General features: G+C 62.4%; 24 protein-coding genes. 16 read left to right on the top strand and 8 right to left on the bottom strand.

The annotated features are described in order from the left end of the window. Positions 1 to 17: 17 nt before the first annotated feature. From NL528_RS09925 to NL528_RS09915, 3 genes are all read left to right on the top strand, one after another. Positions 18 to 1064: a glycosyltransferase family 2 protein gene (locus tag NL528_RS09925; protein ID WP_309182517.1), complete on the top strand. Its 1047-nt coding sequence runs from the start codon at positions 18 to 20 to the stop codon at positions 1062 to 1064. Continuing rightward, positions 1061 to 1906: a ChbG/HpnK family deacetylase gene (locus NL528_RS09920; protein ID WP_309182516.1), complete on the top strand. Its 846-nt coding sequence runs from the start codon at positions 1061 to 1063 to the stop codon at positions 1904 to 1906. Before NL528_RS09925 ends, NL528_RS09920 begins: the two co-directional genes overlap by 4 nt. Before the next feature lie 133 nt (positions 1907 to 2039). Further along, positions 2040 to 2876, top strand: coding sequence for a DUF2076 domain-containing protein (locus tag NL528_RS09915; protein WP_309182515.1), 837 nt, complete (start codon positions 2040 to 2042; stop codon positions 2874 to 2876). Positions 2877 to 2945: 69 nt separating this feature from the next. Here the strand turns inward: NL528_RS09915 and NL528_RS09910 are convergent, their stop codons facing one another. Beyond that, positions 2946 to 3737, bottom strand: a complete 792-nt coding sequence (locus tag NL528_RS09910) for a L,D-transpeptidase (protein ID WP_309182514.1) — start codon at positions 3735 to 3737, stop codon at positions 2946 to 2948. A 307-nt stretch (positions 3738 to 4044) separates the two neighbouring features. On the opposite strand from NL528_RS09910, the gene NL528_RS09905 reads away from it, so the two are divergent. Continuing rightward, the gene (locus NL528_RS09905) at positions 4045 to 4815 is read left to right on the top strand and encodes a protein phosphatase CheZ (protein WP_309182513.1); all 771 of its coding nucleotides are present in this window, start codon (positions 4045 to 4047) and stop codon (positions 4813 to 4815) included. A 191-nt stretch (positions 4816 to 5006) separates the two neighbouring features. On the opposite strand, the gene NL528_RS09900 is transcribed toward NL528_RS09905, so the two are convergent. Then, positions 5007 to 5525, bottom strand: a complete 519-nt coding sequence (locus NL528_RS09900) for a hypothetical protein (protein WP_309182512.1) — start codon at positions 5523 to 5525, stop codon at positions 5007 to 5009. Between the two features lie 321 nt (positions 5526 to 5846). On the opposite strand from NL528_RS09900, the gene groES reads away from it, so the two are divergent. From groES to NL528_RS09870, 6 genes are all read left to right on the top strand, one after another. Next, positions 5847 to 6143, top strand: coding sequence for a co-chaperone GroES (gene groES / locus NL528_RS09895; RefSeq protein WP_074278937.1), 297 nt, complete (start codon positions 5847 to 5849; stop codon positions 6141 to 6143). Between the two features lie 134 nt (positions 6144 to 6277). After that, positions 6278 to 7927 carry a chaperonin GroEL gene (groL, locus tag NL528_RS09890; RefSeq protein WP_309182511.1) on the top strand — a complete coding sequence of 550 codons (1650 nt, stop codon included), beginning with the start codon at positions 6278 to 6280 and terminating at the stop codon, positions 7925 to 7927. A gap of 122 nt (positions 7928 to 8049) precedes the next feature. Beyond that, a complete protein-coding gene (locus NL528_RS09885) occupies positions 8050 to 9249 on the top strand; it encodes a hypothetical protein (RefSeq protein WP_309182510.1) in 1200 nt (399 codons plus the stop codon). 223 nt (positions 9250 to 9472) lie between these two features. Beyond that, a complete protein-coding gene (locus tag NL528_RS09880) occupies positions 9473 to 10951 on the top strand; it encodes an FAD-dependent oxidoreductase (protein WP_309182509.1) in 1479 nt (492 codons plus the stop codon). Positions 10952 to 11699: 748 nt separating this feature from the next. Continuing rightward, positions 11700 to 11882 (top strand): CbtB-domain containing protein, encoded by a 183-nt coding sequence (locus tag NL528_RS09875; protein ID WP_074278932.1) that lies wholly within the window; start codon positions 11700 to 11702, stop codon positions 11880 to 11882. A gap of 42 nt (positions 11883 to 11924) precedes the next feature. Beyond that, a complete protein-coding gene (locus NL528_RS09870) occupies positions 11925 to 12653 on the top strand; it encodes a CbtA family protein (protein ID WP_309182508.1) in 729 nt (242 codons plus the stop codon). Between the two features lie 65 nt (positions 12654 to 12718). On the opposite strand, the gene NL528_RS09865 is transcribed toward NL528_RS09870, so the two are convergent. Then, positions 12719 to 13381 carry an N-acetylmuramoyl-L-alanine amidase gene (locus tag NL528_RS09865; RefSeq protein ID WP_309182507.1) on the bottom strand — a complete coding sequence of 221 codons (663 nt, stop codon included), beginning with the start codon at positions 13379 to 13381 and terminating at the stop codon, positions 12719 to 12721. A gap of 100 nt (positions 13382 to 13481) precedes the next feature. On the opposite strand from NL528_RS09865, the gene NL528_RS09860 reads away from it, so the two are divergent. Beyond that, a complete protein-coding gene (locus NL528_RS09860; RefSeq protein ID WP_309182506.1) occupies positions 13482 to 13787 on the top strand; it encodes a hypothetical protein in 306 nt (101 codons plus the stop codon). 141 nt (positions 13788 to 13928) lie between these two features. Here the strand turns inward: NL528_RS09860 and NL528_RS09855 are convergent, their stop codons facing one another. Beyond that, complete coding sequence (locus NL528_RS09855; protein WP_309184844.1) at positions 13929 to 14957, bottom strand: hypothetical protein; 1029 nt, start codon at positions 14955 to 14957, stop codon at positions 13929 to 13931. 393 nt (positions 14958 to 15350) lie between these two features. On the opposite strand from NL528_RS09855, the gene tenA reads away from it, so the two are divergent. The 3 genes from tenA (at position 15351) to NL528_RS09840 (ending at position 16945) form a co-directional block, all read left to right on the top strand. Next, positions 15351 to 16043, top strand: coding sequence for a thiaminase II (gene tenA, locus NL528_RS09850; protein WP_309182505.1), 693 nt, complete (start codon positions 15351 to 15353; stop codon positions 16041 to 16043). Positions 16044 to 16060: 17 nt separating this feature from the next. Continuing rightward, complete coding sequence (locus NL528_RS09845; RefSeq protein ID WP_309182504.1) at positions 16061 to 16441, top strand: hypothetical protein; 381 nt, start codon at positions 16061 to 16063, stop codon at positions 16439 to 16441. A 300-nt stretch (positions 16442 to 16741) separates the two neighbouring features. Beyond that, on the top strand, positions 16742 to 16945 hold the full coding sequence (locus NL528_RS09840; protein WP_309182503.1) for a hypothetical protein: 204 nt from the start codon (positions 16742 to 16744) through the stop codon (positions 16943 to 16945). Between the two features lie 309 nt (positions 16946 to 17254). Here NL528_RS09840 and NL528_RS09835 read toward each other — a convergent pair whose 3' ends face one another. Then, the gene (locus tag NL528_RS09835) at positions 17255 to 17605 is read right to left on the bottom strand and encodes an META domain-containing protein (RefSeq protein WP_375144047.1); all 351 of its coding nucleotides are present in this window, start codon (positions 17603 to 17605) and stop codon (positions 17255 to 17257) included. 289 nt (positions 17606 to 17894) lie between these two features. Continuing rightward, the gene (locus tag NL528_RS09830; RefSeq protein ID WP_309182501.1) at positions 17895 to 19559 is read right to left on the bottom strand and encodes an L-lactate permease; all 1665 of its coding nucleotides are present in this window, start codon (positions 19557 to 19559) and stop codon (positions 17895 to 17897) included. Positions 19560 to 19868: 309 nt separating this feature from the next. On the opposite strand from NL528_RS09830, the gene NL528_RS09825 reads away from it, so the two are divergent. Then, on the top strand, positions 19869 to 21614 hold the full coding sequence (locus NL528_RS09825; RefSeq protein WP_309182500.1) for an ABC transporter ATP-binding protein/permease: 1746 nt from the start codon (positions 19869 to 19871) through the stop codon (positions 21612 to 21614). A 5-nt stretch (positions 21615 to 21619) separates the two neighbouring features. Here NL528_RS09825 and NL528_RS09820 read toward each other — a convergent pair whose 3' ends face one another. Together NL528_RS09820 and NL528_RS09815 are read right to left on the bottom strand one after the other, a co-directional pair. Further along, positions 21620 to 22132, bottom strand: a complete 513-nt coding sequence (locus tag NL528_RS09820) for an HPP family protein (RefSeq protein WP_309184842.1) — start codon at positions 22130 to 22132, stop codon at positions 21620 to 21622. 149 nt (positions 22133 to 22281) lie between these two features. After that, on the bottom strand, positions 22282 to 23322 hold the full coding sequence (locus NL528_RS09815) for a TorF family putative porin (RefSeq protein ID WP_074280153.1): 1041 nt from the start codon (positions 23320 to 23322) through the stop codon (positions 22282 to 22284). 666 nt (positions 23323 to 23988) lie between these two features. Here NL528_RS09815 and NL528_RS09810 point away from each other — a divergent pair. Further along, positions 23989 to 24420, top strand: coding sequence for a hypothetical protein (locus NL528_RS09810; RefSeq protein ID WP_309182498.1), 432 nt, complete (start codon positions 23989 to 23991; stop codon positions 24418 to 24420). The last annotated feature ends 46 nt before the right edge of the window (positions 24421 to 24466 follow it).

The following is a 24466-nucleotide window of genomic DNA, read 5'->3' as shown; positions in this document are numbered from 1 at the left end:
ACTTTGGAACCTGACCGATGATGCTGGGTACGGACGTTTCTAGCCTGTCGACCACCGCGGCCAATGCTGCGGCGCAAGGGCTGTCGATCGTCGTGCCGCTGTACAACGAGGCCGCAGGGCTCGCACCGTTGCACGAGCGGCTGGTCGGCCTCGCCAAAACGCTGAGGGGCCGTTACCGCCTCGTCTGCGAAGTGGTCTATGTCGATGACGGCAGCGCCGACGCCACGCTCGCCATTGCGCGCGGCCTCGCGGCGGATGCGCTCGACGTCCAGGTGGTGTCGCTGTCGCGCAATTTCGGCAAGGAAGCGGCGCTGATGGCGGGACTCGACCATGCAAGGCGCGGCGCGGTCCTGTTCATGGACGGCGACGGCCAGCACCCGCCGAGCCTGGTCGAGAGGCTCGTCGGCCACTGGATCGATGACGGTTACGACGTCGTCTATACGGCGAAGGCACATCGCGACAATGAATCGTTCCTGCGCCGGCTTGCGGTGCACGGCTTCTACGCGCTGATCAATTGGGGCGCGCGGCAGAAAATCCCCGAGGATGCCGGCGATTTCCGCCTGCTGTCGCCGCGCGCAGCCGCCGCGCTGAAGCAGCTTCCCGAGCGCAACCGGTTCTTCAAGGGGCTCGCGACCTGGATCGGTTTCCGCCAGATCCGCGTCGACTACGAGCCGGCGCCGCGCGCGCATGGCGTCACCACATTCAGCGCGGGCCGGCTGGTCGGCCTGTCGATCGAAGGGCTGACCTCTTTCTCGGTGGCGCCGCTACGGTTTGCCAGCCTGCTCGGCGTCGTGTTGGCGGCGGGGGCTTTCCTGTTCGGCCTCTCCATCCTGTGGGAGGTCTGGACCACCGGAAAGCAGGTTCCCGGCTATCCCTCGCTGGTGATCGGCCTGATGACCATCGGCGGCGTGCAGCTCATCATGATCGGCATTGTCGGCGAATATATCGGCAAGATCCTGTCGGAGTTGAAAGCGCGTCCGATCTATTTCGTTGCCGAACACAGCGAGAAGCGCGCTGAAGCCGAACCGGCTGAACGCGATGGCGAGCGGACCGCCGCCGAATGAACGACGCCGCGCCTTCGCGCCGGATCTGGCTGTGCGCCGACGATTACGGTCTCAGCGAAGGCGTCAACCGCGGCATTCGCGACCTGATCGCGCGCGGCCGTCTCAATGCGACATCGGCGATGGTGGTCGGTGCCGCGATCGGCCGTGACGAGGTCGCCGCACTGCAGCGCGTCGCCGCCGACCGTCCGCGCTGCGCGATCGGGCTGCACGCGACCCTGACAGCCCCGTTCCGTCCGCTGACGATGCACTTCCGGCCGATCGACGGCGGCATGTTTCTGCCGTTTCCGAAGATGTTGCGCGCAGGCCTGTTGCGGCGGCTCGATCCCGAGATCATCCATGCCGAGCTGATGGTCCAGCTCACGGCGTTCAAGGATCTGTTCGGCCGCGACCCGGATTTCGTCGACGGCCACCAGCATGTGCAATTGTTTCCGCAGATCCGCGACGCATTTCTGCAAGCCGTCAGGGAAGCCGCGCCCGGCGCCTGGGTTCGTCAGGGCGGACGCCGGCAACCGCTGGCACAACGGCTCGGCGCGCCCAAGGCGCTGGTGCTCGACGTCCTGAGTGCGCAATTTCGCAAGAAGGCTTCGCGCGCGAACATCGCCTTCAACCCCGCCTTCGCCGGTGCCTACGATTTCACCGGCCAGCCGGATTTCGGCGTGCTGATGCGCCAGTTCCTCGATTGCTTGCCGGAGGGCGGCCTCGTGATGTGCCATCCCGGCTTCGTCGATGAAACCCTCGTCAGCCTCGATGCCCTGACCACCCAGCGCGAAGCCGAACACACGTATCTGGCAGGCACCGATTTCCCGGCGCTACTGGCCGCGAATAATGTTACACTGGATTAATATCGGTGAGGAAAGCCGGGCGGCCGTTTTGTCGCATACCGAAATTTAATCCACCCTCCCACTACTTGCGAACACAAAGCCCGCCTACATCTGCAGCGCGCTTCGACACCCATTCGACGCGAGGGAGAAGGCCATGACACCGCAAGAACGCCAACTGATTGACGATCTTTTCGACCGGCTCGCCAAACTGGAGAACACCCCGCGCGATCCCGAGGCCATGTCCGCGATCATGCAGGGGCTGCGCAAGGCGCCCAACTCCGTGTACGCGCTGGTGCAGACGGCGCTGGTGCAGGACGAAGCGCTGAAGCGCGCCAATGCCCACATCCAGGAATTGGAAGCGGTGCTTTCGCCTGAACAGAATCAATCCGGACAAGGTCAATCCGGCGGCTTCCTCGATTCGATGCGCGACGCAATCTTCGGGCAAGGCCAGCCGCCGCATGGTTCGGTGCCCAACGTCCGCGCGCCCGATATGGGCAGCCGCCCGGTATGGAACAGCGGCCAGGTGTTGCAGCAGTCGCAATCGCCCGGACAATATAATCAGCCGCCGTATGGTCAGTCCCAGTCCTATGGCGGCCAGCCTTATGGCGGTCAGTCCTATGGCGCGCCTCAATCTCCGATCGGCGGTGGCGGCTCGTTCCTGGGAACCGCGGCTGCGGCCGCGGCCGGCATGGTCGGCGGATCGCTGCTGCTCGGCAGCATCCGTTCGATGATGGGCGGCGGCGGCCATCAAGCCTTCGCCGATTCTACCGGACTTGGCGGCAGCCAGAAGCCGTGGAGCGATCAATCGGGCAGCGACCTGGCGCGGGATGCCGGGATCAACGACATCGGTTCCTCCGGACAGCGCGCCGACGATGGCTCCAGTTCGCGCGCCGGCCTGCTCGACCAGGGGTCGAACGACGACGACAACGACAACGACATGGATCACGATTCCGACGGGTTTGATGACGACGGCGGTTCTGACTACGCCTGAGCCGATTCATCCCTCAAAAAGAAAACGGCCGCTCGATCGAGCGGCCGTTTTTGATTGAGTTCCCCGCAATCAGATGACGACGACTTTGGTGCCGACGCCGACGCGGCCGTAGAGATCCATCACGTCTTCATTGCGCATCCGGATGCAGCCGGACGAGACGTTGGTGCCGATCGTCCAGGGCTCGTTGGAGCCGTGGATGCGATAGAGCGACGATCCCAGATACATCGCGCGCGCGCCGAGCGGATTTTGCGGACCGCCTTCCATGTGCCGCGGCAGGTCGGGACGGCGCACCAGCATTTCCGGCGGCGGCGTCCAGGCCGGCCATTCCTTCTTGGCCGAGATCGTCTTGACGCCGGACCAGGTGAAGCCGGGCCGGCCGACGCCGATGCCGTAGCGCAACGCCTTGCCGTCGCCCTGCACCAGGAACAGGAACTTGTTCGGCGTGTCGACGACGATGGTGCCGGCGCCTTCCTTGCCGTGATACTCGACCACCTGCTTTTCATATCTGGGATCGAACGGACGCTGCGCGGGATCGGCCGCTTCTTCCTGCTGCGGCATCGATTGCTGCGGGTCCATCGGCGGCAGCAGCGAACGCCGCGCGCCGTATCCAGGCTGCTGCTGATACATCGGCTGCTGCAGGTTGCCTTGCCCCGGTCCGTCGCCGAACAGGAATTCGATGAAGCCGCCGCCCATGTTGGAGCGTTCGGCGGAGGCCATCCGCACCGGCGCCGGCGGCGCGGGCTGATTGGCGTAGACTATTGCAGGTTCGGGAAGCGGCGCGACATCGATCGCCAGTGCTTGATGAGGACCCGCAACCAGGAAGGACGCGCTGGCCAGCAGCGCAAGGGACATTTTCTTCATCGACGTACTCTGTACTGTTTCGTCACTGTTCAGTTCTTGGGAGCGTCTGAACGCCGCCGTTGCACGCGATCAATTAAAATCAAAACCGCATCGGTTTGGTAAACGGAAACGGCGTTTCGATTCACCACGTCGTCAATCGCGCGCGGATTTGTCCGGTAGCGTTTATTTTGAGTGAACGCAGGCCGCGGATGGTTAATCGATGGTGTGCAGCGGCGGGCAAAGACGCGGCGGCCTGTTCCCGCGCGTGAACCTCACGTTAAATCGCATCTGCGTAAAACATTGGGAGTGAAGGGGTGGGAAAAAACTCATGTCGGTCAGTCGCAAGCGTTTTCGTATTGAAGAAGCCATTATGGGCGAAGTCCCAATGTCCGCCGACGGCGAGGACATCGGCCCGATGCATCGCGAGATCATGGCCGAGCTCCGCTCCATCCGCGCCCAGATGGCCAACGGCACCGGCCGCGCCGCGGTGACCGAAACCGCCGAAGCGTCGGTCGCGCGCGAGGTTGCCGAAGCCCACACGCTCCTGGAAACCTATCGCGCCCAGATCGAGCAGTGCGAAAAGCTCAAGGTCGAGCTCGACCTGATCCACGACGCCATCAACCGCACCAAGCGCGAAATCGCAACCCTGCACGGCAAGAGCTTCGACGGCGGCGAAATGGCCAAGGTCAATGGCGAGCTCGGCGCCGTGGTCGGCGGCACCGAACAGGCCACCCAGCAGATTCTCGAAGCCACCGAGGCGATCGATCAGGCTGCGACCGCGCTGTCCAAGAACACCTCGCCGGACCAGCAGAAGCTGCTCAGTGAGGAAATCCAGGAACGCGTGATCTCGATCTTCGAGGCCTGCAACTTCCAGGATCTCACCGGCCAGCGCATCAGCAAGGTGATGGGTGCGATGAAGTTCATCGAAAGCCACATCACCGTGATGATGGAAATCTGGGGTGGCGTCGACGCCATCAAGGCCCACGCGGCGCCGATCGTCGATCACCGCGAAGGCGACGCCAAGCTGCTCAACGGCCCGAAGCTGGACGGCGACGTCGGTCACGCTTCCCAGGACGACATCGACGCGTTGTTCGACTGAATTTTGGACGCGTCGGGGCAACTCCCGGCGGCACCGTCCTCCGAACGACGAAACGCCGGCGCGATGCCGGCGTTTTTTTATTGGAACGCTTGGTTTACGCCGTCATTCCGGGGCGCCTCGAAGAGGCGAACCCGGAATCTCGAGATTCCGGGTTCGATGCTGCGCATCGCCCCGGAATGACACGTCGGGAATCACGCCCTTGGCGCGCAGCGGACATAGACCATGTTGCCGTAGCGGGTCGCGGCATCCTTGTCGATGAAGCGGGTGATCAGGACGCGGCCGTCGAACGAGACGATCTCGCGGTCCTGCTCGCCGGGGGTCGGCCCCGCCGGACCGATGTAATTCTTGCCGCTCGGGCTGCCCTTCAGCCGCAGTTCCTGCGGCGTCGCCTGGTCGGCCAGATGCATGACCACGCCGCCGGACTGGCCGGCGCCGATCACGTAGGGTTGCCTGCACTGGTCCTTCGCCATCTTTTCGGTGCGGGCGCGATCCGTCGGATTCTGGAACGAGGCGAGGCCCCAACGGCCGACGATTTCGTCGGCCCGGATGCTCGCCGGCATTTCCGGGGCGACCCCGGGTTCCGTCGGTTCAGCCGTGGTGTTCGACGATAGCGACGGCAGGCTCATGCTGCCGCACGCCCCCAGGAATATCGACAGCGCCGAGGCGGCCGCCAGGTTGGCAACCGCGCGCGCATTCCGTAACCCGATCATCGCATTCCCCCGAGCAATTTCCCGGCCGCACCCGTCATGCAGCCAAGCGCAAAACGTCAGCCGGAGCAATGACGTCCATTAAAATACGTCGCCGCTCCGATTTGGTTTCCCAGTGAGCATCCTATATTGGCCTCACCAAGGCCTTAAACCCTCTTGCTTGACAGGATCGGCGCCAAGCCATATTCCCCGACCCACAATTAGCACTCCAATACCATGATTGCTAAAGGCGTGGGGCCTCCTGCCCCGCGGTGTCGACCAGCCGGCATTACGCGCCAGTCTCAATGAACCAGACCTGAAACCAAGCCTCCAAGAGGAAATGTCATGGCTAAATCCACATTCCGTCCGCTGCATGACCGCGTCGTGGTCAAGCGTATCGATGCCGAAGAGAAGACCAAGGGCGGCATCATTATTCCCGACAGCGCCAAGGAAAAGCCCTCGCAGGGCGAAGTCACCGCGGTCGGCCCGGGCGGCCGTGACGAAGCCGGCAAGCTGATCCCGATCGATCTCAAGGTCGGCGACCGCGTGCTGTTCGGCAAATGGTCGGGCACCGAGGTCAAGCTCGACGGCGAGGAGCTCCTGATCATGAAGGAGTCCGACATCATGGGCGTGCTGGCCTGACAACACACTGACCTCACCCTGAGGAGGCAGCGAAGCTGCCGTCTCGAATGGTGACATTCCACAAGCTCATCCTTCGAGACGCGGGCCAAGGCCCGCTCCTCAGGATGAGGTTCATTTCCCAGGAGCAATCAACCATGGCCGCCAAAGACGTTAAATTTTCCGGAGACGCCCGCGATCGCATGCTGCGCGGCGTCGATATCCTCGCCAACGCAGTGAAGGTGACGCTCGGCCCCAAGGGCCGCAACGTCGTCATCGAAAAGAGTTTTGGTGCCCCGCGCATCACCAAGGACGGCGTCACCGTCGCCAAGGAAATCGAGCTCGAGGACAAGTTCGAGAACATGGGCGCGCAGATGCTGCGCGAAGTCGCCTCCAAGACCAACGACACCGCCGGTGACGGCACCACCACGGCGACCGTGCTGGCGCAGGCGATCGTGCGCGAAGGTGGCAAGTCGGTCGCCGCCGGCATGAACCCGATGGACCTGAAGCGCGGCATCGACATCGCGGTCGCGGCCGTAGTCAAGGATATCGAAAAGCGCGCCAAGCCGGTCGCGTCCTCCGCCGAGGTCGCCCAGGTCGGCACTATCTCGGCCAATGGCGACGCCGCCATCGGCAAGATGATCGCGCAGGCGATGCAGAAGGTCGGCAACGAAGGCGTCATCACTGTCGAGGAAAACAAGTCGCTCGAGACCGAGGTCGATATCGTCGAGGGCATGAAGTTCGACCGCGGCTACCTGTCGCCCTACTTCATCACCAATGCCGAGAAGATGACGGCCGAGCTCGAGGACGTCTACGTGCTGCTGCACGAGAAGAAGCTGTCCGGCCTGCAGTCGATGCTGCCGGTGCTCGAAGCGGTGGTGCAGTCTGGCCGCCCGCTCCTGATCATCGCCGAAGACGTCGAAGGCGAGGCGCTGGCGACGCTGGTGGTCAACCGCCTGCGCGGCGGGCTCAAGGTCGCCGCCGTCAAGGCGCCCGGCTTCGGCGATCGCCGCAAGGCGATGCTGGAAGACATCGCGATCCTGACCGGCGGTCAGCTGATCTCCGATGAGCTCGGCATGAAGCTGGAAAGCGTCACCATCAACATGCTGGGACGCGCGCGCAAAGTGGTGATCGACAAGGAAAACACCACGATCGTCAGCGGCGCCGGCAAGAAAAAGGACATCGAAGCCCGCGTCGGCCAGATCAAGGCGCAGATCGAGGAGACCACCTCGGACTACGACCGCGAGAAGCTGCAGGAGCGTCTGGCAAAACTCGCCGGCGGCGTCGCGATCATTCGCGTCGGCGGTGCGACCGAGATCGAGGTGAAGGAGAAGAAGGATCGCGTCGAGGACGCCCTCAACGCGACCCGCGCCGCGGTGCAGGAAGGCATCGTGCCCGGCGGCGGCGTGGCGCTATTGCGCGCCAAGAAGGCGGTCGGCCGTCTCACCAACGACAATTCCGACGTCCAGGCCGGTATCAATATCGTGCTGAAAGCGCTGGAAGCCCCGGTCCGCCAGATCTCCGAGAACGCCGGCGTCGAAGGCTCGATCGTGGTCGGCAAGATCCTCGAGAATAAGTCGGAGACCTGGGGCTTTGACGCCCAGACCGAGGAATATGTCGACATGGTCACCAAGGGCATCATCGACCCGGCCAAGGTGGTGCGCACCGCCCTGCAGGACGCGGCTTCCGTGGCCGGCCTGCTGGTGACCACCGAAGCCATGGTCGCCGAACTGCCGAAGGAGCCGGCGGCTCCGATGCCGGGCGGTGGTGGCGGCGGCATGGGTGGAATGGGCGGCATGGGCTTCTAAAGCCCCCGTCCGTTACCTCTGATGAAATCGAAGGCCGCCTCCGGGCGGCCTTCTTTTTGGCTAATGACATCGAGGTTTGGTAACTACGACCATACCGATTCTGTCCTTTCGAGGAATTTCAGATGCGCGCGCTCCTGCTCTGCCTGTTCGGTCTGGTGACGGCCTCGCCGGACTTCGCCTTGGCCCAGATGAAACTCCCCTCCAAGGCCGCGCCCGGCGCCAACGAGGTTAGATATTTCACCTCGATCGACGGATTGATGGACGGCAATGCCGACGTGGTCCTGAAGGAAACCCGCCAGGGCAAGAACGTCACCGCGGCCGTGCTCGATGTCTGCTACCCCGCCGAGAAAGGTTCCGACCGCAAGGACCGGTTTGTCGCCAACCTCGCCGTCAACGGCCAGAACCTGACCGGCGCCACGCAAACCGTCAGCGATAAACTGCCGGTCACCATCAAGCTGACGCGCAAGCCCACCGGCGACAGTTTCGAATTCCGCGGCCAGATCACCGTCGGCCAGACCGTGACCGAGGTGACGTCTTCGGACAATTCCGATCTCAGCGAGAAGGAGTTTCTCGACAACCAGACCACCGATGACGGCATCACGCCGGCTCCTAAGGACTTTACCGAGGTCTCGCCGGAATCAGTCGGCGTGCGGGTCAAGCTCGACGCGGCGCTGGACTACCTGAAGAGCCTGAAGGGCGAGGCCGTCGAGGTCGGCCTTGGCAGCCTCACCGTGTCCTGCGATGCGATGCGCGCCGGCGAGCAGACCATCAACCTCACCGTCGATCCCGATCACGCCGCCGCCCTGATCGCCAGGGCGAAGTCGGCGCCCGGCGTGATTGCGGCCGGCTGGACCAGCGGCAGCATGGAGATGGATCGCACCATCCGCTTTGCCGCCGCGGAATGGCGCGACGGCGACAAGATCAACAAGGACAAGATCGCGTCGGCGGTTTCCAGCGTGCTGGCCAGGACGCTTGCGGCGAAAGCGGACGCCGCGGCGTGGAACGCCAATACCGGAAAACTGAAACTGACCTTCAAGCGTCCGAGCCAGGTCTATCCCGCGCTGGGCCTCACCGAGAGCGTCGAGATCACGGCGCTGGTGTCGCCGGACAAACCGGGCGCATCCGACCGGCTGATCCTGTGGATCTCGAGCCCGGTGATCACGACATCGGACGAAGCTGCGGGTCCCCGGCTGAACCTGTCCGAAGAGTCCAGCGGCGACGAGGAAGGCGGCGAGCCCAAGAACGACAACGGCTCGGTCGACGCGTTGGCCAAGGAGTTCAAAGGCCAGCGCTGGGATGCCGACAAATCGGTCTGGAAATAGGCCGTTTTCATAACTCCCGGGACAGTTTCCGAGCCTTCTCCGTTCCGATTTGGATCGGAACGGAGGCTCTATTTATTTTTGACGCGTTTTCTTCACGCGAACCGGTATCCACTTCGCTGGAAACGCTATAGAGCACTTGCGCCATGCCGTCAGCGCGTTTGACACGCTGCGCCATTGCGGCAATGAACCATCTCCGTACACGGGTTCCAGGGGTTCAGGCCGAATGGCGCGTTATGATGTAGTGGTGATCGGCGCCGGCCTTGGCGGCTTGACGGCGGCGGCGATCCTCGCACGCGCCGGACGCAAAGTGCTTGTGATCGAGCGCAGCAACTCGGTGGGCGGCGCGGCGTCGAGCTACAAGTCCGGCGATCTCTTCATCGAAGGTTCGTTGCAGGAAACCAGCAACCCTCAGGATAGCAGAGATCCCAAGCACGCCGTGCTGACGCGCGCCGGCGTGCTCGATGCCGTCAAATGGATCCCGGCCGGCGCGCTCTACGAAGTGCGCGGCGGCCCGCTCGAAAAACCGTTTGTGCTGCCGGACAATTTTGCCGCGGCGCGGACTGCGCTGACCAAGCGATTTCCGGCGGCGCGGGCCGGTATCCAGCAACTGCTCGACGAAATGGAGAGCATCGCGTCCGCGGCGGCCGCAGCCTCATCCGACGAAGCGCCGCAGTCATTGTCGCAAAAACTCGATCAATTGTTCGGCGACAATGAAGCCGTCAAATGCGCGCTGGCGGCCAATCTTTCTTATTTCCACGACGACCCGGGATCGCTGTGGTGGAGCTTCTTTGCCAGGGCGCAGGGAAGTTACCTTTTGAGCGGCGGACGCTTCGTGCAGGGCGGCTCGCAGCGGCTCTCGAGCGCGCTGGCCCGCGCCGTTCGCACAGCCGGCGGCGAGGTGATGGTGCGCCGCGTTGCCTCCCGTATCGCGCTCGACCCGCAGGGCCGGACCAGCGCCATCACCCACACCGCCAAAGACGGCAGCGACGCGCAAATAGCGGAATGCACGCGGATCATCGGCGGCGCGGCGCCGGCCGCGCTGGCACCGCTGATGCCGGAAGACGCGGCGGCGAAATTGACCAGAGGCCACGCCGGCCTGACACCGTCGATTTCACTGTTCGCGCTGACGCTCGGGCTATCGAAGCCGCCGCGCGAATACGGCGTCACGGCCTATTCCACGCAATTGCTGCCGGACGACATGCAGCGGCTGGCCGATTACGGGCGCGGCGCGACCTTGATGGCGGACGAGCCCACTGAGCGAATGCCGCCGATGTCGATCGTCGATTACGCCGCGATCGATTCCGGCGTACCCGCGCCGCCTTATGTGTTGTCGGTGTTCGGGCCGGACTGGCTGTCGAACTGGGACAGTTCGGATCTGGATGCCTATCGCGAGAAGCGCGGGCGGTGGCAGCAGGCGATGCTTCGCTATCTCGACAAATTCTATCCGGGCATCGCCTCGGGCGTGGTCGCATCGTCGTTCAATACCGCGCTGTCGGTGCGGCAATATCTCAACGCGCCCGATGGCGCCGTTTACGGATTTGCGCCGACGCTGCCGCCCCTGAACGGGCACGCCCCGGTCCGTTCGCCACGCACGGCGGTATCAGGACTTTATCTCGCGTCGGCCTTTGCCGGTTTCGGCGGCTATACCGGCGTGGTGCAATCCGGCGGCGCCTGCGCCGACATGATTTTGGGCGAGACGTGAAAAAGGTGCCGCTGAAGGCGCCCGACGCAGCACCTTCACGTCATTGCGAGCCAACGGGTCGCGCGAATGCGCGCCCGATGACAGGCTCCGCGAAGCAATCCATCTCGCCGCACAAAGGAAGAATGGATTGCTTCGTCGCTTCGCTCCTCGCAATGACGCCCCTAATTTCGACCACGGGTCTGCGGCCCCCGCGGCGCGATGCGCCCTTGTCGTCCCGATGCAGGCGCTGGACCGAACTCAGCCGGGCTGTCGCGGCCCGGCAAATGTACTAGAATTCCCTGAAGGAGATCACTGATGGCTCTCAAGGTCCCGCCGCCTCCCGCCGACCGTTTTCGCCTTCATCCAGTCGAACCGCGTCGTGCATCGATGTTCCGTTTCGCGCTGCTGACGGTTTCCTGCGCCGTTGAGATCGTCCGTCTGATCGACCGGTTTGGTCGAGGTCGCGCGGTTTCGACTTGAAAGAGGAAGCTCGCTGGCGCACCGACATCGAATCCCTGGTCTTCCCGATCAGGGATCAAGCCGCGACCTGTGCCGTTCACCGCGGCGCGTTTCGGACGTTGCTGGGTGCGGAACCGACGCCGCAAGCCTGCCTTGCCTATTTCGGGGAATTCGAAGACGCATTCAGAGCGGCCGCCAGCCTCAAGATAGCGCGCAAATGCATCCCGGCCGGCACGAATCTTCATCTAACGAGTCGCGACATCGCCCGAATATTGCTAGAGTCGAACCAAATCAACCGCGGAGAACAACCATGACTCAGTCCCAGGTCACGCATTTGCCCGTCGCGGCCGGCCAGGTTGGTCGGCTTGCCCAATCGCTGATGGCAATGATGCTCGGCCTCTTCATCGTGGGCGTCGTGGGCTTCTCCAATATCGATGTCGTTCACAACGCCGCACACGACGTGCGCCATTCGAACGCTTTCCCCTGCCATTGATCAGGTCGCATGGGCACCTTTCGTTCGATCGTGTTTGCATCGGTGATTGCCGGTTTCACCGTTGGCCTGATCGTTACCGGGCTCCAGCAATTCGGCACGGTACCGTTGATTTTGAAGGCCGAGGTCTTCGAGAAGGCGGTCGAGGCTCATCAAGGCGCGCACGCCGCGGCAAGTCCGCAGGAAACGGTCGCCAGCCACAGCCATTCGGACCATGTGCACGCCGCGGAGGCATGGGAGCCCAGGGACGGGCTGGAGCGCAACGCCTACACTGCGGCCGCGAACGTGCTGACCGCCATTGGTTTTGCGCTGCTGCTCGCCGGCTTCTTCTCGGTGCGGAGCGGCGCGACGGGCGAGAGCGTGTCGTGGCATGAAGGCTTGATGTGGGGGCTGGCAGGCTTCGTCGTCTTCACGATCGCCCCCGGAATTGGTCTGCCTCCGGAATTGCCGGGCGTGCCAACGGCACCATTGCTGTCGCGTCAGATCTGGTGGGGCGTGGCTGCGCTGGCGACGGCAGCGGGCCTCGGGCTCGTTGTTTTCCGCCGGTCCGTGCCGGCCTCGATCGCAGGACTGATGCTCATTGTGTTGCCCCATCTGATCGGGGCGCCGGAACTTGAACATGTCGACACCAACGTGCCCAGTTCACTGTCCCACCAGTTCGTGGTTGCCGTGACGCTGACGAGTCTGGTGTTCTGGTCCGTGCTGGGCGGCCTGACGAGCATCGCTTTCGCCTATTTCGACGGAGAAAGCATAAAGCGGCGTCTTCGCGCCTGAGGCGATCACCTCACGGCATCAATGCCAAAATCCGGGGGATGCGAGGTGGGGCCGTCACCGCGTCATCAGAGCGGACCGAGGATGGCCCATCGAGGATCACAAAATTCCTTCACGGCCGCCGTGACGCCGCTGCTGATGATGTCCCGGCGTTCGGGCGATTCCATCTTGAGCTCTTCGTCCCGGTTGATGATCGAGCCCGCCTCGAGCAGGACCGCAGGCATCCGGGTTTTTCTCAGCACGATGAGCTGATCGTAGCTATAGACGCCGGTTTCCCTGTTCAGCAGCGGGTGCTGGTACCGACCCATGATGGCCTGGGTATATTGCTGGGCATATTGCAGGCCCTCGGCCTTCATTTCCTTGCCGACCAGTTCGGCAAACGAGAGGCTGGTCTTGAAGTCCGGATTGTCGCGGGAGACGAAGACGGAATAACCGCTGAAGCGGTCGCTGAAATGGCTTTTCTTGCCCTCGAATTCCCAGTTCTCGAGGAATGAGTTGGGCACGGAATCATGGTGGATCGACAGGAACAGATCGGCTTGCAGTTTGTTGGCCGCGTCGACTCGCCTGACCAGGCTCGGCCTGGCCTTGCCCTCGGTCACGAGCAACCTGGTCCCGGCAAAGCCTTCGGCCTTCAATTTCTCCTCGATCCGCCGCGCAAGCCGCAGGTTGAAGAGGAACTCGGCGACGTTGCGGGCGCTGATCGCGCCTTCCGAATCGGCAGTATGTCCCACATCCAGAACGATCCGGAATTTTTGGGGATCGCACGTGGATGCGACCGGTTTCAAAGCGGAAGGGCTCAAGGCGACCGGCCCGAGGGCGGCAAGCTTTACAGTGTGGCGCTTTGGCGCCGCGGCGGACTTCGCCAAAGTGGCTGACTTTGGCGACGCGACGCGCTTTGGCGATTTGCTAGGCTTGGACGGACCTTTGAAGACATCCGACAGCCAGCCGGCTTCGCTGACCTCGATCGGCAGAAGCACCAATGCGGCCATCGCGGCGATGATGGTGCAGCGGCGGGGCGAAACGCCAATGCACGATCCGGCGAATTTTCTCCCTGACGACAGCAATGCCTGCCTTCCCCGGAGTGATTTTCCGTGCGCGCCTGACGGCGGCACAAGACGGCGCCAGCGGGGATTATGAACCATGAATTACCGGTTGCAAGCGGCCTGATCGCGAAACCCAAAGAGTAAGTTTGATTGTAACGTTGTCGTCACACGATCCGCTCGGGATCGTCACGTTGCGGAACCCGGCGAAACGCGGTCCGATCGGCGGCTGCCGACGTCACCTCTTTTGCCGCGCCTTGATTTCGTCGAATTTGGCAAGCGCCTCTTCAAACTTGGCATTGAAGAGCCACATCGCGTCAAGAATCTCGCGGTAGGTCGCAGACGTTCTTGCCCTGTCGGCTTGTCCAAAGGTGAAAATGCTGTTGTTTCGCAGATATCCCATGATCCTCGGGTCGGAAATTCTGTAGTTGACCAGGTCGCCTGACTTGAGTCCAGACCTGGTCGGAGCGGGAATAATCTGGATCAGCTCAAAGAGCTTCATTTGATCGATCGGATTTGGCAGGGTTTTCACGATCGTCGCTACCTGCGGGAAAATATCGGCGTGGGCGCTCATCAGGGCATCCCGCACGGCGGTCCAGTGGTTGAACCGGTGATCCAGATTGCCGGCCCGCGCCTCTTCCCTGTCGTCACGAAGGCTCAGCGCAGGATCAAAGGCGGCTATCGAGGTTTTGATCGCGGCCCACTTCCTTCGCCCGTTTTGATCTTCGGATGGGCCGGTTTGCAGACTTCCCTTGTAGGTATTCGAGCGCGCATTCCCGATGTTCTGATTGCCGTTTGTCTCGGCAAAGAACAGCCCCAGGCTGATGCGGCCCGCCGCTTCGGCACCGGCCGCATCGAGGCCCTTGGCCCGCGCGATAGCCGTTCCCAAATCGACCACGTCCTTGAATGGCGTATCCGATTTTTGCGCGTTGGCGGGCGGCGCCTGCATGAGGTCGAACAGTTTCCTGTACTGATCGAGCAGCGGCTCAACGCCGGCGTCGAGGTACGCCGGAGGGATTCCGTATTTGTTGGGCCCGCCGATCCTGGACGGAAGCGCGTCGGTGAGGTCTTTGTATGTGCTCAGCATGTTGTTGCGCGCAAGGTAGAGGGCTTGTCCCGGCAGGTTCGGCAGCCGTTGATTCGAATCGATCTGTGCGCGCCGCTGGCCCAGGATCGATTCGAAGTCGCTTGCGGCCTTGTTATACGCTGCGAGTGCGTCCGATTGCTTTTTCGTGAGCGTGCCCGGCTGACCCATGGCGGGGGACATCAAGCCGAGAATGCCGATGGCGGCCGGGACGAGCAACGCCGTCGTATTGATGGCCGCATCGATGGCGACGGAAACCGGCGGCGTGAAGAAAACTCCGAGAGCAAGCGCAGCCGCGGGCGCAGCAGCGGCATGACTTCTCATCCCCATGGCGGTCTCCCAAAATTTCACCGGATATTACTCATTGGATCGTAAACAATGAATGCGCCGCTTGGCGAGACGAAAGCCGCAAATCCGATGTAATCCACGCTTCCGGCACGAAGCTGAGGCAAGCACTGCCTTGGCGCAGGACCGCGCTTGAGGGAAGAGCGGACATGGTTCCTTGCCTGAGGGGTCCGCTTGTGATCCGGTAGCGAGCCCAAGACACGCCTTGGGAAGCAAACCCTGCGAAAGATCATGAGTTTCTTCGATCGACTGAAGACAGCAGCGGCAGCCGAGTGGCGGGCCTACACCGGGCACCCCTTCACGAACGCCCTGGCCGACGGTTCGCTCACTGAGGCGGCGTTTCGCCACTACCTCGTTCAGGACTATCTGTTCCTGATCGAGTTCGCCCGCGCCTACGCGCTCGCCGTCTACAAGTCGCCCAAGCTCGCCGACATGCGCGAAGCGGCGGCCGGCCTCTCGGCCATTCTCGACGTCGAGATGAACCTGCATGTAAAGCTCTGCGCCGGCTGGGGGCTGTCACCCGCCGATCTCGAACAGGCCCCTCCGGCGATCGAGATGCTGGCCTATACACGCTACGTGCTCGACGCGGGAATGCGCGGTGATCTCCTGGCGCTCAAGGTGGCGCTTGCGCCTTGCGTGATCGGCTACGCCGAGATCGCGACGCGGCTCGCCGCGCGACCCGATGCAAACGCTGCAACGAACCCCTATCGCGACTGGATCGCCGAGTATGCCGGCGCGCCATATCAGGAGGTCGCGGCGAAAGCGCAGGCGCACCTGGAAGGTCTCGCCGATCTCTACGCCACGCCGGCCCGCGAGGCCGAGCTGATCGCGATTTTCAAGGAAGCCACAAGGCTCGAAGCCGACTTCTGGGAAATGGGCTGGCGCGCTGCTGGCGGATGCTCAGGCCGGGAGGAAGCCTATTAATCCGCTCACCGGGGTCGTTGGATCATTGTCGGCGTGAGGAGGATTATCTGAGCGTCACCGTCTTCTTCGACAACTGGCGCTACAATTTTGTCGGCGCCAATCTTCTCGTCTACAAGATGCGCCGACTTGGCTTCAACCCGATCCGTTATCGGCGACTGCCATTCTGGGCCTGGGGCCTCACGTGGAACTTCATTCAACACTTGGTGTTGTGGAAGTATCGGCTAAAGATGCGCACATTCGTGGAATTGGAACGGATCATTTGGCGCACTTCGAAGGTATTTGTCTTCGGCAACCCGTACAACACGGTTCTGGCTACCAAGCCCGAGGCAGCATCTTGCTCCCGGCAGACTCTTGCATCCTCAGAAGCATTGGGTGGCGTTGCCGAGACTGATCGCTAAAGCGACCCTCCGTTCATTCCGGCCGTGGGCCGACATGCCTAAGGAGCTTCGAGGTGCGTGGTGCTTGATGGATTGGAAAACCTGCGCGACAGATGTTTTCTCCAATCGTTCAGCCATGTCGGGTTTTGCAGCATTTGGGAAAAGTGAGCGCTGATCAGAGATACTTGCCGTAGTCCACTAACGGTAGGCTGCAATATGGTCTCCATTTTCAATTTTCGATCTACGGAGACAAGCTCCTATCTCGCGCGATTAGAAAAAATGCGTGAGGAGGGCTATGCGAGGGGTGCGCACGAAGCAAGGATGTTTCTGCTCGCCGCAGGAAAGTACTATCAGCCGCCGCAAGCTCATGATTGGATAAACGAAGCAATCGAGGAGGGCCGCCGCGAACTTCAAGCCCAGAGCCCCCTCGAACGCGAAATCGCGACCTGGGATTTGGCGTGCCGGACAATGTTTTTGCAGATGACAATCCGGGACTGGTCAGTTCGAGGCACGAAAACGTCCTGAGGGGTTTCCCGGGTTCTACTGGATGCCCTTATAGTTCCGGGACGGAACTTCCTTGCGCGGCGTCATTCTAAAAAGCTTTCTCCGGTTCATTTCTCGGCTCACCATCGAAGGAGAGCGGCCCAGCAACCGGGCCATCGCATGGCCTCGATGTGTCTTCGTCGCTCCTCGCCCGCGCCAATGAGATGATTGAATGAGGCGGCGACTTCCGTTATTGGCACTTTTTCGGACCTCACGCGATGTCCGACTTGAGTCCGCAATGCGCGCCAAAGCGGACCTCCGTCGACGCCTCTCGATTTATGAGTCCACGCCCTAATTGGTATTGAGCCGAAAGCGCAGTGTCGTCGCCCCGACAAACGACACGACGTCGCCCTGCCGCTTCCAGGTCGCCGCATCGCTCAGCGCCGCGATCAGATCGTCGTCGGCCTGCGCCCGCTCCGGCGGGCAGGGACGACTTTCCATCTCGCCGATGACGAAAATCACGGTATTGCCCGCCACCGAAAACTGGCCCTTGCCGCCCTTGCACCAGAGTTCGAGGATCACCTCGCCGCTGTCGCCGATATCGAGGTCCGGGACGCGTTTCGACCCCGGCATGCGCGCGGCTTCCAGGGTCATTTCCATGCCGAACGGAAAACCGTCATCGGCGTGCGCCGGGCCGGACATCGGAGCGACCGACAAAAGTGTCAAGGCGACAGCCGTCTCTCTCCAAATGCGTGCGACTGAAATCATATAATCCCTCAAAATCGTCCAACCTGGATTCTTGTTTTGACGCGTTTTCTTCACGCGAACCGGTACCCACTTCGCTCGAAAACGCTCCAATAGTGCGCCGCCGTTCTATTGGATGTGCCTGACGTTGACCAGATTGGCGGCGGTAAAAAAATATCCAAAAAAAACAGGTCCCCGCGGGTTGCCGCCCGCGGGGATCCTTGGTTGTTCGCGCGTCGAAGGCGGTCTATTTCAGGACCATCGCCGTGAACGGATAGACATAGGCCTGCAACATCACGAGCAGGCCGACGAGACACGCCAGCGCGATCGAGTGCTTGAACACGAAGCGCAGGATGGTGCCTTCATGCCCATACCAATTGGTCGCCGTGGAGGCGACGACGATCGATTGCGCGTCGATCATCTTGCCCATCACGCCACCGGACGAGTTGGCGGCGCCCATCAGCACCGACGACAGGCCGAGTTGTTCGGAGGTGATCTTCTGCAGATTGCCGAACAGGATGTTCGACGCCGTATCCGACCCCGTCAACGCCACGCCCAGCCAGCCAAGCAGCGTGCCGAAGAAGGGATAGAGCACGCCCGTTGCGGCAAATGCCAGACCGAGCGTCGCGTCGACGCCGGACAGGCGCGTCAGCGTGCCGATCGCCAGCATCGCCGAGATCGTGATCAGCGAAATCGCGCACAGCTTGATGGTGCGGCCGTATTCCCCGATCATCCTGGCCGGCGAAAACCCCGCCAGGAAGCCGGAAATGATCGCGGCGATCAGCATGCCCGTGCCGGTGAACGACAGATAGGTGAAGGCGAAGACGGCACCTTCCGGCGTCGGCTTCGCCGCCACCGGCGGCACCTTGTTGATCATGTTGTGCAGATCGGGAACCGGATAGTTCCATGTAAAGATCGAATTTGCCCAGGTCTTGAACGCCCCATTGCCCCAGATCAGCATCACGACGCAGACGACGATCCATGGCAGCAACGCGCTCCACAGTTCGCCTTGCGTCAGCTCGGTCTTGTCCATGGGCTTCGGCGCCGTCATCGTCGCCGCCGATTCATCCCTGCCGCGCAGCGCCGGCGACAGCCAGAGTTGCTTCGGCTGCCATACCCTGAGGAACAGGATCAGGCAGCCCATCGAGATCAGCGAGGCGCCGATATCGACGATCCAGGGATTGATGTAGTTCGAGATCACGAATTGCGGGATCGCGAACGTCAGGCCGGTGACCAGGATCGCGGGCCAAACATCCTTCATACCGCGCCAGCCGGCGAACGCCCACACCACCCAGAACGGCACGATCAGCGAGAACACCGGCAATTGCCGGCCGACCATCGCGCCTAGAATATAGGGATCGAGACCGGTGACCGAGGCGAGGCCCTGGATCGGCGTGCCCAGCGCGCCATAGGCGACGGGGGCGGTATTGGCGATCAGCGACAGGCCGGAGGCGGCCAGCGGCGAGAAGCCGAGGCCGATCAGAACCGAACCGGTGATGGCGACGGGCGTGCCAAAGCCGGAAGCGCCCTCGAAGAACGCACCGAACGAAAACGCGATCAGCAGCAATTGCAGGCGCCGGTCTTCGGTGACGCCGCCGACGGTGCGCTTCAACAGCTCGAATTGGCCGGTCGCCACCGTGATCTGATAGAGAAAGATGACGTTCAGCACGATCCAGCCGATCGGGAAGAACCCGGCGACGATGCCGAGCAGGGAGGCGCGGATCGACATCCCTGCCGGCATGGTGAAGACAAAGATCGCGATCAGGTTGGTCAGGATCACGGCGATGATGGCCGCGATATGCGCCTTGACCTTGCCGCTGGCGATCAGCACCAGCAGCGTGACCACCGGAATTGCGGCGGCGATCGTCGACAACGTGGCATTGCCGAGCGGATTGTAGATTTGATTCCACATATTGCGGATCCTCCCCACGCCATCATGCAGCGCGCCGGCCAGCGTGAACGGTCTGGCGCGCCTGGCGTGATCGCGGAGGTGTCCCGGTGATGTGCGAAATCTGCCTGCGAATTTGGCAGCGCCAAAAATCGCTCACAAAGCCGCGAAATCCAAAGGTCCCCCGCCCCTCGCCGTTACCGCCATGCTAGGGTTGAGTCGAATGCCGGGACAAGCGAACGCTTGCATGCCAGAGCTACGACTTTAGTCTAGAGCACCCTGATTGTCCCGATTTCTCAGGCCTTTGCAGCCATCCCCCGGAGACGATAATCCGTGAACAACATTCGCTCGACACTCGCGACGGTGTGGCGCATCGCCATCCCGTATTTCCGTTCCGAGGATAAATGGGCCGGCCGCGGCCTGCTCGCCGCAGTGATCGTCATCGAGCTGGCGCTGGTCGGAACCGACGTGCTGGTGAACCAGTGGCGCAACCGGTTCTACAACGCCTTGCAGGCGAAGGATTGGGACGGCTTCGTCCGGGAAAACATCATCTTCTGCGTTCTGGCCGCCATCTCCGTCGTGCTTTCGGTCTACCAGCTCTATCTCAATCAGTGGCTTCAGATCCGCTGGCGCAACTGGATGACCACCCAATATCTCGGCGAATGGCTGCACGACGCCAACCACTACCGCATGCAGCTTCAGGGCGACGCGGCCGATAACCCCGATCAACGCATCACCGACGACGTCAAGCTGTTCGTCGGCCAGACCCTCAGTCTCGGCGTCGGGCTGTTGAGTTCGATCGTCTCGCTGGCGTCCTTTGTCGTGATTCTCTGGGGACTGTCGGCGGAGGCGCCGTTGCACATGTTCGGCAACACGTTCGCCATCCCCGGCTACCTGGTGTGGGGCGCGCTGATCTACGCCATCTTCGGAACGGCCCTGACGCAATGGATCGGCTCGCCGCTGGTCCACCTCGATTTCCAGCAGCAGCGCCTTGAGGCCGATTTCCGTTTCAACCTGGTGCGGGTCCGCGAGAACTCCGAGCAGATCGCGCTGCTGCAGGGCGAAGGCGCCGATCGCGCGCGGCTGTCGGAGCGGTTCGGCCGCGTCGTCGCCAACTGGTACGGCATCATGAGCCGGACCAAGCGATTGACGGCGTTTACCCAAAGCTACTCGCAGGCCGCCGTGATCTTCCCCATGATTCTCGCGGCACCGGCCTATTTCGCCAACAAGATCCAGCTCGGCGCCCTGCTGCAGGCCGCCGAAGCATTCGGCAAGGTCCAGGAGGCGCTGTCCTTCTTCGTCTCGATCTATCGCACGATGGCGGAATGGCGCGCGGTCGTCGCCCGTCTGGACGGATTTGAGAAGGCGATCTCTGGCGCTGCAGCGCTTGCGACCAGCCCCAGCTCGATCGGGAAATTGTCGTCGCCGGGCGGCGAAATCGACCTGCGCGAGCTTCTCGTACGCCTGCCCAATGGCGCACCCCTGGTCGCGGCGAAGAGTCTCAGCCTGCGGCGCGGCGAGCGCACCTTGGTCACCGGTCCGTCCGGCGCCGGCAAGTCGACCCTGTTTCGCGCCATTGCCGGCATCTGGCCGTTCGGCAGCGGTTCGATTTCAATTCCGGCGAACGCCTCGCTGATGACGCTGCCGCAAAAACCATACTTTCCGATCGGGCCACTGCATGCGGCGATCGTCTATCCGGCCGAAGCCGAAACCTTCGGCCAGGACCGGGTCCGGGATGCCCTCACCCAGGTTGGCCTGCCGCAGCTTGGCCCGCGGCTTGAGGAGGAAGCGCACTGGAACCGGATGCTCTCGCTTGGCGAGCAGCAGCGGCTTGGGCTGGCGCGCGCGCTGTTGCATGCGCCGCAATATCTGTTCCTCGACGAAGCGACCGCTTCGCTCGATGAGCCCTCGGAAGCGGCGCTCTACCGTTTGCTCGAGGAGAAATTGCCGCGGACTGCCATCGTCTCGATCGGGCATCGCTCGACGCTGCAGGCGTTCCACCAGCGCAATGCCGTGCTGGTTCGCGACGGCGATCAGTTCGCGCTGAAGGATGCCGACGAGCGTGCCACGACGCCGTGACGACGCTACAACCAGCGCCGCGGCCATGACTGGCGGCGAAGCCAGCGGTGCCAGACATAGGCGAACGCCGCCAGCAGCAGCGCGCCGGCAAGCACCGGCGCCAGCAGGAACGACCATGGCAGATTGTTGGAAACCACCAGCAGCGGGTTGATACCCGCCGGCGGGTGAAACGTTCCTGTCAAATACATCGCCAGGATCGACAGGCCGACGGCTGTGGCCGCCGCCCAGGCCTGCGGGCCGGTCAATTTCAGGACCGCAAGGCCGACCAGGGTTGTGACGAGGTGCCCGCCGATCAGGGCACGTGGCTGCGCCGGTTCCGCTTCCGGCGATCCGATCACCAGCACGATCGAGGTCGCAAACGGGATCACGAACAGCGGATAATGGGCGGCGACGGAGAACCACTCCATGGCGCCGATCGCGATCGCGCCGCCAAGGCCCGCAACCGCTCCTGCCAGGATGTTGCGGTAATCGATGCGGAAACTCGCATGGCTCGCCGCGCGCCGCCAATCCCATTTCATCTTCACGCAAACCGGTCCCCACCCCCTGATCAAGTCCGAGGGCATGCTTCGTTCGAAAACGCTATAGCAGCCCCCGCAAAAGAAAAGGGGCGGCAGATCGCTCTGCCGCCCCCATATCTTCGACTTGGAAGATCTTCGACAGGAAGATCTTACTTCAGGTTGCTCACCGCGGTCAGGTCAGCCGAGAGCTTGGCGATGCCGGTCGCGCCGCACCAGTTGGATTCGAACCCACCCGGGTTGATGAGCGAAACGCTGCCGGCCGTTGCGACGCGTGCAGTGAAGTCGCTGGTGAAGGCGTTGCAGGCACCCTTGGAGAGGTTGGTGTCGGAATAACGCAGATCCAGCGTGAACACCTTGTAGGTGAAGCCGACGCCGAGGTTCCAGGTGTTGTAGCTCGGCTCAGGAATACCGGCGGCGAAAACCGTGCCGGGGCCGGTGCCGTAGAAGCGATCAGACGTCCCGAGCCACTGACGGCCGAACTCGCCGGAGACGTACATGCCGACGCCGCTGGTGCCGAAGGTGGTGCTCGGCGCGGTCCACTTGCCGGTGATCGAAGCGTAGTTGCCCCAAGCGCCGAGGTTCAGGAAATTCGGCGAGTAGTACTCGTTGGCGCCGATCGAGAACTGGTCGTTCAGGGTCACGTTGACCTTGGCATAGCCTTCATAAAAGCTGGCGTTCTTCTTGGCGAAGTTGCCGTTGATCGGAAGACCGCCGGTGACGGGGTCGGAATTGCCGAACGGGCTGACGGCGCAGCTCGCGTCCGAACCGGGAATGCCCGAACCCGGGACCGCGGCGGCGTTGAAGCAGGTCCCACCCGGATAGATGTAGCCCCAGACACCGAAGTCGAAGGCGAACATGCCGACGGTCGGGCGGATGCCGCCGTAGATGTCGATTTCAGCTGCGGCGCGGTTCGGGAACGAGATGCTCTCGCCGGAGGCGCCGACGTAGAGCTGGAGGTCCTTGTTAATGTTGTAGCGGGGCTCGAAGTAGGCGGCGACCGACGGCTTGTGGTTCGACTGGGTGACACCGCGGAACACGTAGTCGTTCATCAGCGCGCTGCCGAAAGCGACGTCCCAGGGATCGAACGGTGCCGGCGGCGGCGCCTTGACGGCCTTGACGGCCATATCCGCAGCAAGAGCCGAGCCCGATACCATTGCCAGCGCCGTTGCTAACAAAGCCAGTTTCTTCATGACGATCCCCATCACCTTATAAAACAGTCCCGTTCCGGCGCCCCCAGAGGCATGCGATAACCGACTGCAACCAAATTCCCTAACCTGAAACCAATCTGGAACGCGCCACCCCGCTGGTGAAGCAAAAAAGACAAGCATCTGCTGACTTTTTAGGCGTTATGACCAATTCGGGGAATGTTGTTGCCGGGTGTTGCATTCCCACAACAATCTTGGCGCTCTCCGTGTCGGCTGGGCGACATCTGGAACCAGGAAAAACACCGGCATGTGCACGGGGATGCCGCACGCACCGAATCATCCGGTCCCGTGAAGGCCTCGGCCTCAGCACTCTTTTGTTTGAGCATGATCTCCGCGCAAACGCTTCGCGTTTGTCGCGAGGGAAAACCGGGACCCACTTTGCGCCGACGCGACCCTCCGGGCCGGATCATGCTCTGGGAAAGTGGATTTCATGAAAAAGGCCGCAGCGCTGAATGCTGCGGCCTTTTCATCGAGTTCTGCTCGCTGAACCGCTGCTAACCACCGCCGTCGGAACCACCGGAAGACCACGACGTGGATGTTGGCGTGGGGCTCGCTGAGGGCTCGCTTGGCGTAGCCCAACTGTGGGCGACGGCCGGCTCGGGGGCCGGTGCCGGCGCTGCGACCGGGGCGGCGGGTTTAGGAGGAGCGGGCTTGGGAGTAGCAGACTTGGGAGTAGCAGGCTTGGGAGCAGCAGGCTTGGGAGCAGCAGACTTGGGAGCAGCCGGCTTGGCGGCGGCCTTCTTCGTTTTCGCAGAGCTCTTCTTGGCGGCCATCTTCGGCGCGGCCTTCGACTTTTTGGCGGATTTCTTGACGGATTTTTTGGCGCCCTTCTTGGCCTTCGCCGATTTCCTAGCCGATTTCTTGGCGGCCTTCTTCGAAGATTTCTTCGCGGCTTTCTTCTTCGCCGTTACAGCTTTCTTGGCCTTTTTGGCCTTCTTGCTTTTCTTGCTCTTCTTCGCTTTAGCCATTGTGATCCTCCTGTTGCCGCTGATCCGTGTCCGTCGAGCGCTTCGAATAGTTCGCTTGGCCCAGTTCGGGATGACGCTTCTTCGAAGCGCCTTCCCGTTCTATTTTTTTGTCTGAGCATGATCTTTCGCAAAACCGGTAGCCATTTTGCGCTAACGCGGCC

This window comes from Bradyrhizobium sp. Ash2021 (assembly GCF_031202265.1).
Lineage (GTDB): Bacteria > Pseudomonadota > Alphaproteobacteria > Rhizobiales > Xanthobacteraceae > Bradyrhizobium.
This window is presented reverse-complemented; position numbering and strand designations above follow the sequence as displayed.

Excerpts from the sequence above, each read along its gene's own strand:
- NL528_RS09925 (WP_309182517.1), top strand. The coding sequence starts at position 18 with ATGATGCTGGGTACGGACGTTTCTAGCCTGTCGACCACCGCGGCCAAT.
- NL528_RS09920 (WP_309182516.1), top strand. The coding sequence starts at position 1,061 with ATGAACGACGCCGCGCCTTCGCGCCGGATCTGGCTGTGCGCCGACGAT.
- NL528_RS09915 (WP_309182515.1), top strand. The coding sequence starts at position 2,040 with ATGACACCGCAAGAACGCCAACTGATTGACGATCTTTTCGACCGGCTC.
- NL528_RS09910 (WP_309182514.1), bottom strand. The coding sequence starts at position 3,737 with ATGAAGAAAATGTCCCTTGCGCTGCTGGCCAGCGCGTCCTTCCTGGTT.
- NL528_RS09905 (WP_309182513.1), top strand. The coding sequence starts at position 4,045 with ATGTCGGTCAGTCGCAAGCGTTTTCGTATTGAAGAAGCCATTATGGGC.
- NL528_RS09900 (WP_309182512.1), bottom strand. The coding sequence starts at position 5,525 with ATGATCGGGTTACGGAATGCGCGCGCGGTTGCCAACCTGGCGGCCGCC.
- groES (WP_074278937.1), top strand. The coding sequence starts at position 5,847 with ATGGCTAAATCCACATTCCGTCCGCTGCATGACCGCGTCGTGGTCAAG.
- groL (WP_309182511.1), top strand. The coding sequence starts at position 6,278 with ATGGCCGCCAAAGACGTTAAATTTTCCGGAGACGCCCGCGATCGCATG.
- NL528_RS09885 (WP_309182510.1), top strand. The coding sequence starts at position 8,050 with ATGCGCGCGCTCCTGCTCTGCCTGTTCGGTCTGGTGACGGCCTCGCCG.
- NL528_RS09880 (WP_309182509.1), top strand. The coding sequence starts at position 9,473 with ATGGCGCGTTATGATGTAGTGGTGATCGGCGCCGGCCTTGGCGGCTTG.
- NL528_RS09875 (WP_074278932.1), top strand. The coding sequence starts at position 11,700 with ATGACTCAGTCCCAGGTCACGCATTTGCCCGTCGCGGCCGGCCAGGTT.
- NL528_RS09855 (WP_309184844.1), bottom strand. The coding sequence starts at position 14,957 with ATGTCCCCCGCCATGGGTCAGCCGGGCACGCTCACGAAAAAGCAATCG.
- tenA (WP_309182505.1), top strand. The coding sequence starts at position 15,351 with ATGAGTTTCTTCGATCGACTGAAGACAGCAGCGGCAGCCGAGTGGCGG.
- NL528_RS09840 (WP_309182503.1), top strand. The coding sequence starts at position 16,742 with ATGTTTCTGCTCGCCGCAGGAAAGTACTATCAGCCGCCGCAAGCTCAT.
- NL528_RS09835 (WP_375144047.1), bottom strand. The coding sequence starts at position 17,605 with ATGTCCGGCCCGGCGCACGCCGATGACGGTTTTCCGTTCGGCATGGAA.
- NL528_RS09830 (WP_309182501.1), bottom strand. The coding sequence starts at position 19,559 with ATGTGGAATCAAATCTACAATCCGCTCGGCAATGCCACGTTGTCGACG.
- NL528_RS09820 (WP_309184842.1), bottom strand. The coding sequence starts at position 22,132 with ATGAAATGGGATTGGCGGCGCGCGGCGAGCCATGCGAGTTTCCGCATC.
- NL528_RS09815 (WP_074280153.1), bottom strand. The coding sequence starts at position 23,322 with ATGAAGAAACTGGCTTTGTTAGCAACGGCGCTGGCAATGGTATCGGGC.